Genomic DNA, 12,836 nt, shown 5'->3' on the forward strand with positions numbered 1-12,836 from the left:
CCCACTTAGCTTTCGAACAGTTAAACGATCTGGGACCGCAGTCGTCTCGCGGCCAATTCACGAAGCTCGTCGGACCTGATTTTGTCGCTGCCGGTCAACTTGAGGTCGTCGTCAGCGAAGAACAGTACGTGGCGTGGCACCTTATAGCTCGCCAAGCGTTGCCGCAGGTATCCCTGGATCTCTTCTGCTTGAGCGTGAGCGCCATCGCGGGGGACAACGCAGGCGACCACAACCTCACCCAACGTCTCATGGGGGAGACCGATCGTCTTGGCGACCTTGACATTCTGATGCGCCGTGAGGGCTTCGTCGACTTCGAGCGGTGACACGTTCGCGCCGCCGGTCTTGATGATGTCCGTCAACCTGCCGTTCCAGAACAGCCGCCCAAGCTCGTCGAGATAGCCATCATCGCCGGTGGGGAAAAACCCTTCCTCGTCTAGCGTTTCGGCCAGCGGTGTGCCGATGTAGCCAAGCATGAGGGTGGGCCCCTTGACGCAGATCTCACCGCTTGTGCCCCGCGGAACGACGCAGCGTGTGACCGGGTCGACGATCTTGATCGTCACGCCCGGCAAGGGAACTCCCCAGCTGTTAGCGTGTACCTCAGGCGGGGTGTTCAACGGGAAAATCGTTGAAATCGTGAAAGTTTCAGTGTTGCCGTAGGCATGATCAGGCAGATGCCATTCGGCGGAGACGGTAGGGTGACGGGCGATCGGCGTTTTGACGTCTGCGAATCGCATGCTGCTCAGATCGACGGTGAGCCAGTTGGGTGCGGCTTCGATCTGAGCCCACTGATGCGGCCAGGCAAATGGGTAGTTCACTCGCTCTGCAGCCATCAATTCGAGCGCCTCAGTCGGAGCGAACGTCGGCTGCAGAACGAGGCATCCGCCGGCTGCCAAGGTGGCGCCCAGCGACATCACGAAGTTCCCGGACCAGAAGTAGCCGTTGGCCGACCAACAACGCAGGTAATCGTCGGGCCCAAACTCGCACACCCGTCGGAAGCGCCACATTTGAATAGCGATGCCGCGGTGTGCGCTCAGGATGCCTTTGGGCTTACTGGTGGAACCCGAGGAAAAGAACAAGGCTCCGGTATCACTGGGCAACACCGCCGCGGCGGTCGCGAGTATCACCTCGTGAGGTTCGCCGCGTCCTCGGGCGAGGAAGGCGTCCCACGAATCGACGCCGGCCGACGCGTCGCCGACCGTTGCGAGATAGCGGAGGAAGGGAAATCGATCGGATTCCAGCGCGCCCGGAGGTGTCGTTTCGATCTCCGGTACGAGTTGGGAGAGTACGGAAGTGAAGTCCGTCTTGAGCACCGTGCGCTCGAAGAGCAGCACTGCAATGCTTGATGCCTGGAGCAGATACTCGAGCTCCTCTGGGGTCGAGAATGTGCTCAACGCGACGGCTACTCCGCCAGCGAGCGAGATGCCGAAGAATGCCGAAATCCACTCGGGACGGTTGGTCATCAGAACGCCAACCCTGGCGTCCTTGCCGATGCCGATCGCGCGCAACGCGCAAGCCACATCGACGGCATTCTCCCACAATTCGGAGTACGTCCAACGGACATCCTCTGCAGCCGTGCGGAATACCAGAGCTTCTCGGTCGGCATACAGCGATGTCACCTCGCGCAGGAATCCTGGCAAGGTGAGCGAGCCAAGTCCCGGTTCGTCACTCAACGGCGGGCCAGAAACAATTGACAGCTCTTGTCCTGCAGTCGAAGTCATGTTTGCGGCCCTGTTAGAACGGCAGCTCAACCTCGGCTGTGCACTTGACGAGCTCCTCGCCGTTCTGGTTGGTCAGCCGCAGCCGCACCTGAACCAGCGGTACTCCCCAGGGGGAATCTGCTTCCTTGCCAATGATTTCGGCGTCGAAATAGGTGACATCACCTTCGAATGCGGGTCCGCGGAAATCGGCCTTGCTGTGACGCACCATTCCGTCGTGGCCAGCCCAATACGCAAGGTAGTCGGTGCACCACGCACCCATCGTCGCGCCGTAGCCGTATGCGCGTGCCATGCCGACCTCGCTGGCGCGATCTGCGTCGATGTGGCCTCGCGAAGGTCCCAGATAAAGTCCGTCACGCTTGCGTGGGTCGATGAACGCGTCCTCTTCGTCGAACGCGAAATCCTTGCCCCAGCCTGGATCTTGATAGACCCATGGGTCTTCGACACCGGGCGGTGCTACCCATTCGAAGCTGCCCCAGATGTTGAAAACAAACGCGCGGTATTCCGTTGTGAATGTGGCGATAGTGTGGGGGCCGATCACACGACGGGGCAGGGTATCGCCAACTTTCACCTCGTCGAAATGCGGTGAGATGCCAAGGCGATTCGACTCCAACCACTCACGACGAAGCCGTTCGATTCCCTCCAGTTCCAGCTGTGTCCATTTCTTGATCTCGCCCAGTTGGTTTTCGTACATGCCCCGCTTCTTTGCCTCGTCGTAGAGGTAGCGGATCGCGGTCGACCGTTCCCGTGCCACGAGGGCACCGTACTGATTCCTGTGGGTCGTATCACCGCGCGAAAACATCGTAGGTCCAGCGAATTTGGTGTCGACCACCTTGTAGTCGTGGAATCGCCGAGTCTGATACAGCTTGTCTCCCGGCCGGACCGGGCAGCCGTAGAACCACCACTCTTCCCCGCCGAAGATGAGATGGCTGTTCGGGATGTGCCCGACACACGCGGGCGCGGCCCCGTGGCCATAATCGAGGGCGACGGGGATGGACTGTGGCGCGATCAGTCCGCCGAACTTGGATTCGCGGGCGAACCGCTCATCCCAGTGGAGGGGATTGGGGTAGTCCATCGCCATCACCCAACGGCGAATGTCCGAGGAGCTGCACGGGTCCCACAGTTGGCCACCGCCGACCGGTTTACCTACGCGGTGGTCGACGTCGGATAGGTCGAGTTCGACTTGCGAGGACTTGGGGTCTGGCTCACTGGCCACGTTGATCTCCTGCTTCAGCGGTTGACGTCGTGCCGACGTGGGTGTCCTGTTATCGACCTGGGCCGGCCGGACGGCCGAGTTGGCGCAGTGGCTCTGTGGCCGCAAGCAAATGGGGCATGCGACTGGCTATAACTCCCCGACGTGGCAGCGGTCAAAATCGCAATTGCCGCCTTTCGGATCTCATGATGCGCCAGAATGGTCAAGCAAGGATGTTCCTATCCGACCATGATTATTGTCAAGATACGTCAACATTGACTTTCACGTTTAGAGAACGTTATTCGCGCCCCTAACCTTCGACGTAGATGGGACCGGAGTGCTTCTCGAGCTCGACGATGACCAGCGTCTTTGGCGCGAGACGGTCCAACGGGCGGTGGCGAAGCAGTGTCCCGCATCCTTGGTCAGGGCGATTGCGGATGGCGGTGCTGACGCTGACGGACTTTGGCAGTGGTACCGCGACGAAGGCTGGACGGAGCTTTTCACTGCCGAAAGCTTCTTGGAGCTCGCGATGGTGCTCGAAGAACTCGGGCGGGCAAGCGACCCGACTCCGTTCCTGGCCACCACCACTCAATTCGCGCCCCTAATCGGCGATGAATTTGACCCGAAGCAGTCAGGTGCTGCGGTCTACACGGGCGTGACTGCGCACCGTGACGGCAATGGCTGGGTGCTTGACGGTGCCGCACGCTTCGTCCTCGACGGGGACCGGGGTCAACGTCTTGCGGTCGTCACCGACGCCGGAGTGTTCGTGGTCGACGGGGACCGGGTGTCAGCTCGTCGCGTCGCTGTCTTCGACCCCGTTCTCCACGTGGCTGATCTGCTATTCGATGGAGTACGCGTTGGCGAGGTAGACCGCATCGTCGCTGACGCTGAACGTGCCCGGCACATCGCTCTCACCGGCATGGCTATACATACGGTCGGTGCCTGTCGGCGGATACTCGAGATGGTGCTCCTGCACGTGAAGGAGCGCCATCAGTTCGGAGTGGCGATCGGATCCTTCCAGGCGATTCAACACAAGGCCGCTGATATGCATGTGGCGATCGAACGAGCGCGAGCGCTGAGCTATTTTGCCGCGCTGACGATCGCGACCGACGATCCGAGGCGGCGATTGGCTTCCGTCATGGCGAAAGCCGCTGCGGGGGAGGCGCAGTCGCACGTTGTCAGGCACGGAATGCAGTGTTTCGGCGCCATGGGCCTGACGTGGGAGAACGACCTGCAGTTCGCGGTCAAGCGAGCGAGAGCGGGGGAGCTGTTACTCGGCGGCGCAGCGGAGCATCGTGCGGTTATCGCGAAGGAGTACCGTGCAGCTGACTTTTGACGACGACGTGGAGCGCTTCCGGGCAGAGTTCTCGGCGTTCCTCGACGCCAACCTGCCGAGTGAGTCGCAAACTCTCGAACGCCCGCAATCGGTCTCCCACATGCCGCAATGGGCCAGAGATTGGCAACGTTTGTTGTTCGACAACGGCTGGTTATTGCCTGCGCAACCGCCGGAGTTCGGGGGCCGAAACGCGACTGTGCTCCAGCAATTCGTGCATCTGGACGAATTGTGTAGACGTCGAATCTTCCACAGCTTCAACCCGCAGGGCGTGAACATCGTCGCCACATCGCTGATCGCGTTCGGTACCGCAGAGCAGAAGCAACGGTGGGCCGTTCCTGTGTTGCGCGGCGAAATGACGGCATCGCTGGGAATGAGTGAACCGAACGCGGGCTCCGACCTTGCCTCCCTCAGTACCAGGGCAGTACGCGATGGAGACCATTTCGTCGTCAACGGGCAGAAGGTATGGACTTCTGGCGCGCACCACGCGGACTTCCTGCTCACCTTCGTACGCACGGATCCGGACGCGCCGAAGCACAAAGGCATCTCTGCGCTCATCATTCCGACGAAGACCCAGGGGCTGGTATGTCGCCCCTTCGCCGACGTCGCCAGTCGGGACAATCTCGACTTCAACGAGGTCTTCTTCGACGATGTTCGGGTCCCAGCAGAGAATCTCGTCGGCGAACTCAATCAGGGCTGGCGGGTTGCCAACGGATCACTGGGGCATGAGCGGACCATGATGTGGCTGCTGTTCGCCGATCGACTCGACAACCTGATCGCAGACTGCCGGCCACGGACATCGGTTGAGCGGGACCAATATGCGTCGATGATCATGGATTATCACGCATTGCGGGCACTGGGTTCGGCTGCGTTGGCGCGCGCTGCGCGGGGCGAGGTCGACACATCGTCGGTGTCAGTACTCAAATTGCTCGGCTCTGAGGCCGAGCGGCGCGCGGCAGATGTCTTGCTGGACACCGCCGGGATCGAAGGTCTAGTACATCCGGTGACCGGCCGTTATCAACACATGAACAACGACGAGTACTTCGCGAGCAGCTTCGAGCGGTATACCCGCGGCATCGCGGCCACCATCGCCGGAGGTACCTCAGAGATCCAACGAAACATCATTGCTCAACAAGTACTTGGTCTTCCGCGCGGCTAGAACGTCAGTCGTCATCCAGGTGGCGGTGAGGTGAGCCCGTCGTAGTGGTCCAGTCGTTGTGGGACTCTGATGCCCGAGTGTTCGGGCAGGAAGAATCGACGACGACATGGCAACGAACAAGCGCCGGCGGCACACGCCGGATCAGATCATCCGCAAGCTCGCCGAGGGCAACAAGCTCCTTGGAACCGGGCAGCAACTCAGCGAAGTGTGTCGCCACCTCGAGATCACCGAGTCGACCTGGCATCGCTGGGTCGCCCAGTACGGCGGGATGAAGGCCAGCGACGCCAAACGCCTCAAGGAACTTGAGGCCGAGAACGCCAGGCTCAAGAAGCTGGTCGCCAACCAGGCCCTTGACATCGACATGCTCAAGGAGATCTCGTCGGGAAACTTCTGACCCCGAACCGCAAGCGCAGCGCCGCGGCGATGCTGCGCGAGCGGTTCGGGGTCTCCGAACGGCGGGCGTGCGCGGTGGTCGGCATCCACCGTTCCACCATGCGTCTGCAACCAGCGCCGATCAGCGATGAGGAGGCCCAGTTGCGGGCCTGGCTACGCGCGTTCTCCACCCAGCGGCCCCGCTGGGGATGGCGCCGTGCTGCGATCGCGGCACGGCGAGCTGGCTGGAAGGTCAACAACAAGCGCATCCGCCGCCTGTGGCGCGAGGAAGGCCTGCGGGTTCCGCAGCGCCGCAGGAAGAAACGCTTGACCGGCATCGGTGCGCAGGTCGGGGCGATGTGCCCGATCCGCCCGAATGCGATCTGGGCGATGGACTTTCAGTTCGACACCACCGCCGACGGACGAACGTTGAAGATGCTCAACGTAATCGATGAGTTCACCCGCGAAGCCCTGGCGATCGAAGTCGACCGGGCCATCAACGCCGACGGCGTGGTCGACGTCCTTGACCGTCTGGCCCTGATGCATGGGGCACCGGCCTACGTGCGGTTCGACAACGGACCCGAGTTCATCGCCCATGCTGTCAACGACTGGTGCCGCTTCAACGGCACCGGCTCGCTATTCATCGATCCCGGATCCCCCTGGCAGAACGCCTGGATCGAGTCATTCAACGGCCGACTGCGCGACGAGCTACTCAACTCCTGGCGCTTCGACTCCCTGCAAGAAGCCCAAATCATCATCGAAGATTGGAGAATCGACTACAACGCCAACCGGCCTCACTCCGCCCACAATGGGCTCACCCCAGCCGAGTTCGCCCTACAGTGGACCACGACCCACCAACCGCAAGCCGCATAGCGACTGGACCATCAAACGGGTCCCCCTCAGCGGGAGTGGACAGGAGGCACTAGATGGCTGAAGCACATTGGCCTGAACTGACATGTCTAAAGGTGCAACGACTGGCGAGCATCGTGACGGTTCGGCTGAACCGGCCCGAAAAGATGAACGCGATCAACAGCGTCATGGAGAACGAGTTCTATTCGGTGCTGGCCGATTGCAACAGGATGGATGACGTCAAGTGCGTCGTTCTGACGGCGGAAGGGCCGAATTTCTCATCCGGTCACGACATCCAACAGGTCGCCGCCGAAACGATCGGAGGTCAGGAGCCGGCGACGATCGAGGGCAAATACTGGGTCCACACGGGCGATCTGCTTCCTCCGTGGCGGTTCAACAAGGGTCTTGTAGTGGCGGCCAAGGGCTTCGTCGGGCCCCATGCCAATACCTTCCTGTTAGCCGCGGACGTTGTCATCGCAGCGGAGAACTCGCGCTTCAGCTGGGAGGAATCCCGGGTCGGCGTCGGCACGCCTTATGGTCCCTACGCACTCATGCCTTTTCATTTCCCAATCCGCGTGATGAAGCACCTGTGGATGACCGGCGGGTGGCTGGATGCGCAGACCGCACGTCAACTGTTCTACGTGAACAGGGTTGTGCCGCTCGGCCAGGAAGAGGACACGGCGATGCGCTTCGCCGAACAGATAGCCCGGATGGAGACCGGCGATCTCGTCGCCAACAAACGTGGAACCCACCGTCTTTACGAGGCTGCTGGGCTGTCCGCGATGGTGGATGTGGGGCGCGACCCGTACGTGCCGAGTGCGGAGGCCGCGATCGCCAAAGAACAACACCTGCGGCTGATACACGAGCACGGGGTGAGAGCCGCAGTACGCGAACGCGATACGGGCTGGAGTGACGAAATCAGCAAAGTGTGAACACACGAACGAATTAGCCAAATTCGCAGAAGGGGACGAAATGCCAGGGGCCGACTCGATTATCGCGGCGATCAACGCGCACTGTGAGACCTTGAGCAACCACGACAAAGAAGGTTGGTTGGCCCTGTGGGCTGATGACACCGTTTTAGAAGACCCCGTAGGGGTTGATACCTACACGGGCATCGAGAGCCTGCGCACGACGTTCTGGGATCTGGTCGATGACCTTTCTCCGATGAAGCTCTGGCTCGAGCGCGACGTCATCGTGTGCGGCAACGAAGCGATCGCCATCCTGCAGGGCGTGGTGACACGCGAGGGCAGGATGCAGCACGTGGGTCCACTCGTCGATCACTTCACGTTTAACGAGGCGGGCAAGATCTCGCAGATGCGTGCCTTCTGGAAGTACGCGTGACATCTGTACCGTCAGAAACCCTGCCAGCCATCGTGAATCGCATGGCCACGGCGGACCCAGACCGAGTCTTTATACAGGGCGTGGATGGCCGGTCTGCCACCTGGGGTCAGCTGCAATCATCGACAATCGATTGGGCGGCGCGGTTTTTGAGTCTTGGGGTCAAGCGGGGAGACGTAGTAGTCACCATCCTTGACGCCGGTGTGGACGCGGTTTCCGTATGGCTTGGCCTCGCGAGCATCGGGGCGATCGACGCGGCGACGAACCCCGAATTCCGGGGGCGAATGCTCGCCTACGCAATCAACAACTGTCAGCCCGAATTACTCGTCGTCGCCCCGCAGTACGTCGGCATCGTCGAGACTGTTGCCACAGAGTTACAAACCGTCAAGCGAGTCCTGGTACTCGACGGGGACGGAAATCGTCTGGAGTCCCAGCTGCCTGGTGTTGTTGCACTTGGTGACTTGACACCCAATTCTGCCGACACCGCAGCCGCGCGTGACCAAGTCAGAGTGCCGGAGTTTCACGACATTGCCTGTATCACCTACACATCCGGTACAACCGGACCCTCCAAGGCGGTGAAGTTGCCGTGGGGTCAACTGCACTCAATCAACCTGGGCACCTTCCCGATCGAGGATCTGACGCCGTCAGACGTCTTCTACTGCACCACATCGCATGCTCACTTCGGATCAAAGTCGATCCCTTACCACGCCGCCATGGCTGGCGGACAGGTGGTCATGAGGCCGAAGTTTGCTTTACCCAGCTTCTGGGACGACATCATCAAATTCCAAGTCACAACCGGAATGCTCGTCGGGTCGATGGCCGACCTGCTGTTACGTGATTCGACCGGTCCGACTGGGCCTACCAGTCTCAGGAACTTGTTCATGGCACCGCTCGGCTCCAACTATCGAGAGTTCAGCGAGAAATTCGGCGTCCGTGTCTGCACCGCATACAACAGCACCGAAGGCGGGGTCGCGATCACGTCAGGTTGGAATCCCACGAACAGCAGCACCGTAGGTAGCCTTCGGAAGGGCTACCCGGGCTTCGAAGTACGACTGGTGGACGCTAACGACTACGAAGTCCCCGACGGAACTGTCGGGGAGTGCGTGATCCGCTCCCGCGTGCCCTGGGTGATGAACGCGGGCTATCTGAACAATGACAGTGCAACGGCATCCGCATGGCGCAACGGTTGGTTTCACACCGGTGATGCGCTCGTCCGTACGCCGGAAGGCGATTACATCTTCGTCGACCGACTGAAGGACGCCATTCGCCGCAGGGGCGAGAACATTTCGTCGTTCGAGGTCGAGGCAGACGTGCTCGCCAATCCAGACATCGCCGAATGCGCCGCAGTTGCAGTGCCCGCGGACAGCGCCGAAGACGAGATACTGCTCTTCGCCGTCCGGCGTCGAGGGGCGACCATCAGTCCGCAGGATCTCCACGAAGATCTCCAAAGTCGGATGGCACGGTTCATGGTTCCCCGTTACATCGAGTTCGTCGACGAACTTCCGAAAACCCAAGCCACTCTGCGTGTCATCAAAGCTGAACTGCGTACGCGAGGCGTGGGTCCGGACACGTGGGACGCGAAAAGCAAAGCGCCTCAAAGGCAAGCGAGCACGGTGGCCGAAAAATGACAGAAGGAAAGGCAAGCGCATGACGGAACCAACGACTGCGCGCGACAGTTGCCCCGTCGGCTTGGAGCGCCTGAATTCACTGGACGGGGTGTCGTTCATCGACCCCGCCATCCAGGAGAAGCCGTTCGCCTACTACCGCACGCTGCGGCAGGAAGCTCCGGTCCACTTCGAGAAGGACCTGGGGATGTATTTGGTGTCACGGCATGAGGACCTTGACGCGGTCCTGCGAGACCCGATCGTGTTCTCCCAGGAATTGGGCTACTACAAGCAAATGGCCCACGGTCACCTGGATGCCATGAAAGAGATTCTCGAACGTCATGGCGGTGGCTTCTTCCCCGACGTGGCCAATATCGATCCACCCCGCCATACCCGGGTGCGTCGTCTGCTGTCTCAGGCTTTCGGCAGAAAGCGGATGAAATCCCTTGAGCCTCAATTCCAGGAGATCGTCGACGGGCTGATCGACGGCTTTGTCGAGCGGAGTCCTGCAGAGTTCGACGGGCTGCATGAGTTGGCGTTGCCGATGGCAATCGCGTTCAGCATGCAACAGTTACAGGTCGACGATCTCGATATGAAAACCATCAAACGATGGGGCAGCGCGTACCTGTCACAGTTCAGCCTCACGAACACACGCGAAGACATGATCCGCGCGGCGCACGAACTTGCGGAGATGCAGAACTACCTGATCGCTCTCGTCCGGAGGCGTATGGCTGAACCCGAGGACGACATGCTCTCCGACATCATCACCGCGCGGGTTCCAGACGAGGAGCCGCTGAGTTTCGAGGAACTCGTCGCCACCGCGCGCGCCCTTCTGATCAACACCCACGACTCGATGTCTACTGCGTTCACCAACATCCTTTTCCAGGTTGCAACAAACCCAGACATCGCCACCGATTTCTACGACGCTGCCGAAGACGACTCGCAGCTGGGTCGCGTCATCGAGGAACTCATACGCATTGAACCGCCGGTGCGGGCGTTGTCACGTGTCACCACCGAGCCTGTGACGTTGGGTGGTACAGAGTTGCCCAAGGGCGCGCACTTGCTGATTCTGTTCGCCTCCGCCAACGATGACGAGTCTGTATTCGAGTGCCCACGCCAGTTTGATCCGAGCAGGGTCAACATCCGAAAAAGCATGACTTTCGGCGCCGGCGTCCACTTGTGTCTCGGTATCTCGCTCGCGCGCATGCAGCTACTTGTCGCAGCGAGACAGACCGCGAGACGTCTGCGAAACCTCTCATTAGCCATACCGATTGAGGACCTTCGCTTCATCCCCAACGCTGCGTTGCTAGCGATGGAGCGGCTACCCCTGTCATTTGCCACGTCATCTGAAGGACGTACCGATGAGCTGTGAACCCACGCATCTGCCGGATCCAGATCAACTAGACATTCCGGCCCTACGGGAGAAGTACCGCGAAGAGCGGGATCGCCGGCTCCGACCGGACGGTCAGGAGCAGTACGCCCCTGCCGTCGAGGGGGAACAAGCACTGGACTATAGCGACCCACACATGCCGCGTCAGGACCGGGAGGCGCTTACTGACGATGTCGATGTCGCTATTTTGGGCGGCGGCTGGGCGGGCATACTGGCGGGTTACCACATGCGCCGCGCAGGCGTCGAGAACTTCCGAATCATCGAGCAGGCAGGTGATTTCGGCGGCGTATGGTACTGGAACCGTTATCCCGGTCTGTCCTGTGACAACGACTCCTATTGCTATCTGCCTCTTCTGGAGGAGATGAACTTCTTTCCGTCGAAGAAGTTCGCAGACGGTTTCGAGATTCGCGAGTACTGCCAAAGCATCGCAACGAAATTCGATCTATACCAGGGAGCGCTGTTCCACACCTGTGTGAACGACTTGACATGGGACGAGTCCATCCGACGGTGGCACGTGAGGACCGATCGTGGCGATGACATCCGAGCACGCTTCGTTGTGATCGCTTTGGGGCCGATCAACAGACCCAAGGTGCCACGCGTCGCAGGCCTGGAAGAGTTCGAAGGCAAGATTTTTCACACCGCCCGGTGGGACTACGAATACACCGGGGGCAACCAGCGGGAGCCGGTACTCGACAAGTTGCGCGACAAGAGCGTGGCAATCGTCGGCACAGGTGCGTCGGCGATCCAAGCGGTGCCGTACTTGGGGAAGTACGCCAAACAGCTATACGTCCTGCAGCGAACGGCTTCCACCGTCGACGAGCGACACAACACACCTACTGATCCGGCGTGGTTGGCTACCCTGCAGCCCGGTTGGCAGCGCGAACGCCAAATGAACTTCCATCGCGCTGCGATCGACGGATTGATGCCGGGCGAACCGGACCATATCTGCGACATCTGGACCGAGCTCAATCGCAATCTGGCAGCCGAATTCGACCGTGTCGGCTGGCCGCAATCGCCGGAGGACTTTCTGGCGAAGCGCGAACAGATGGACTACCGGATCATGGAGCGGCTACGCGCGCGTGTCGATGCGGTAGTGAAAGACAAGAAGACGGCGGAGATCCTCAAGCCTTGGTACCGGCATATGTGCAAGCGGCCCGCCTCCAGTGACGAGTTTTATCCGACGTTCAACAGGCCAAATGTGAAGCTGCTTGACGTGTCGTCGACGAGAGGTATCGAGCGGATCACCCGCCGGGGATTCATCCACGAGTCCACCGAGTATGAGATTGACCTGCTGATCTTCGCGAGTGGCTTTGAGGTGACGAGCGACCTGCAGCGACGGTGGGCGATCGACAAGATTTCCGGTCGTGAGGGCCGATCACTCTACGACAACTGGGCGCGCGAATTCAGAACCCTGCACGGCGTTATGGCTCACGGCTTTCCCAACCAGTTCTACATCGGGTTCTTCCAAGGGGGGTTCAACGCCTCGACCACAGAAACGTTCAACAACCAAGGGCGCCATATCGCGTGGATTGTCAGCGAAGCGCTGAAGCGTGGGGCAACTTCGGTGGAGCCCAGTCAGGAAGCCCAGGACGCGTACGTCAAACACGTCCGCGAGGTTGCTATCGATACCTCGGACTTCTTCAGAGAATGCACACCCGGATATTTCAACAACGACGGGCAGGAGATCCCAGACGAAAGCGGTGAGCTACGGCCGAGGACCTACACCGGCGAATTGTACGGCCTTGGATACTACGCATTCGAGAAACTTCTAGAAGACTGGCGGTCGAACGAGGACCTGGCCGGTCTGGAGATCGAATCTTGAGTTCGCACTTGCCGGTATCAGACGGCAATTGCGTTGTCGTGAAATCTAACGCACCAACGGAG

Annotated in this window: 10 protein-coding genes; 8 read left to right on the forward strand and 2 right to left on the reverse strand. The window is 60.4% G+C overall.

Translation table 11 applies throughout. The features are described 5' to 3' along the window. Positions 1 to 20: 20 nt before the first annotated feature. Positions 21 to 1,718, reverse strand: a complete 1,698-nt coding sequence (locus G6N68_RS12225) for a class I adenylate-forming enzyme family protein (protein WP_163712160.1) — start codon at positions 1,716 to 1,718, stop codon at positions 21 to 23. A 13-nt stretch (positions 1,719 to 1,731) separates the two neighbouring features. Further along, positions 1,732 to 2,931 (reverse strand): MaoC family dehydratase, encoded by a 1,200-nt coding sequence (locus G6N68_RS12230; protein ID WP_163712163.1) that lies wholly within the window; start codon positions 2,929 to 2,931, stop codon positions 1,732 to 1,734. A gap of 313 nt (positions 2,932 to 3,244) precedes the next feature. Here G6N68_RS12230 and G6N68_RS12235 point away from each other — a divergent pair, with 313 nt between their 5' ends. The 8 genes from G6N68_RS12235 (at position 3,245) to G6N68_RS12270 (ending at position 12,774) form a co-directional block, all read left to right on the forward strand. Continuing rightward, positions 3,245 to 4,243, forward strand: coding sequence for an acyl-CoA dehydrogenase family protein (locus tag G6N68_RS12235; protein ID WP_163712167.1), 999 nt, complete (start codon positions 3,245 to 3,247; stop codon positions 4,241 to 4,243). Then, positions 4,227 to 5,399, forward strand: a complete 1,173-nt coding sequence (locus tag G6N68_RS12240) for an acyl-CoA dehydrogenase family protein (RefSeq protein WP_163712170.1) — start codon at positions 4,227 to 4,229, stop codon at positions 5,397 to 5,399. Before G6N68_RS12235 ends, G6N68_RS12240 begins: the two co-directional genes overlap by 17 nt. Before the next feature lie 106 nt (positions 5,400 to 5,505). After that, positions 5,506 to 6,644 (forward strand): IS3 family transposase gene (locus G6N68_RS12245; RefSeq protein WP_163712173.1). Its coding sequence is split into 2 segments (ribosomal slippage): positions 5,506 to 5,776 and positions 5,776 to 6,644, totalling 1,140 coding nucleotides; the frame shifts between segments, so codons are not numbered across the junction. Between the two features lie 53 nt (positions 6,645 to 6,697). After that, positions 6,698 to 7,552 carry an enoyl-CoA hydratase/isomerase family protein gene (locus G6N68_RS12250; protein ID WP_163712176.1) on the forward strand — a complete coding sequence of 285 codons (855 nt, stop codon included), beginning with the start codon at positions 6,698 to 6,700 and terminating at the stop codon, positions 7,550 to 7,552. A 40-nt stretch (positions 7,553 to 7,592) separates the two neighbouring features. After that, a complete protein-coding gene (locus G6N68_RS12255; protein ID WP_163712180.1) occupies positions 7,593 to 7,961 on the forward strand; it encodes a nuclear transport factor 2 family protein in 369 nt (122 codons plus the stop codon). Between the two features lie 41 nt (positions 7,962 to 8,002). Next, positions 8,003 to 9,586, forward strand: coding sequence for an AMP-binding protein (locus G6N68_RS12260; protein ID WP_163712183.1), 1,584 nt, complete (start codon positions 8,003 to 8,005; stop codon positions 9,584 to 9,586). A 19-nt stretch (positions 9,587 to 9,605) separates the two neighbouring features. Beyond that, the gene (locus G6N68_RS12265) at positions 9,606 to 10,934 is read left to right on the forward strand and encodes a cytochrome P450 (protein WP_163712185.1); all 1,329 of its coding nucleotides are present in this window, start codon (positions 9,606 to 9,608) and stop codon (positions 10,932 to 10,934) included. Continuing rightward, on the forward strand, positions 10,924 to 12,774 hold the full coding sequence (locus G6N68_RS12270; protein ID WP_163712188.1) for a flavin-containing monooxygenase: 1,851 nt from the start codon (positions 10,924 to 10,926) through the stop codon (positions 12,772 to 12,774). Before G6N68_RS12265 ends, G6N68_RS12270 begins: the two co-directional genes overlap by 11 nt. Positions 12,775 to 12,836 lie beyond the last annotated feature (62 nt).

The organism is Mycobacterium bourgelatii (assembly GCF_010723575.1).
GTDB classification, from domain to species: domain Bacteria; phylum Actinomycetota; class Actinomycetes; order Mycobacteriales; family Mycobacteriaceae; genus Mycobacterium; species Mycobacterium bourgelatii.

Excerpts from the sequence above, each read along its gene's own strand:
- G6N68_RS12225 (WP_163712160.1), bottom strand. The coding sequence starts at position 1,718 with ATGACTTCGACTGCAGGACAAGAGCTGTCAATTGTTTCTGGCCCGCCG.
- G6N68_RS12250 (WP_163712176.1), top strand. The coding sequence starts at position 6,698 with ATGGCTGAAGCACATTGGCCTGAACTGACATGTCTAAAGGTGCAACGA.
- G6N68_RS12255 (WP_163712180.1), top strand. The coding sequence starts at position 7,593 with ATGCCAGGGGCCGACTCGATTATCGCGGCGATCAACGCGCACTGTGAG.
- G6N68_RS12260 (WP_163712183.1), top strand. The coding sequence starts at position 8,003 with ATGGCCACGGCGGACCCAGACCGAGTCTTTATACAGGGCGTGGATGGC.
- G6N68_RS12265 (WP_163712185.1), top strand. The coding sequence starts at position 9,606 with ATGACGGAACCAACGACTGCGCGCGACAGTTGCCCCGTCGGCTTGGAG.
- G6N68_RS12270 (WP_163712188.1), top strand. The coding sequence starts at position 10,924 with ATGAGCTGTGAACCCACGCATCTGCCGGATCCAGATCAACTAGACATT.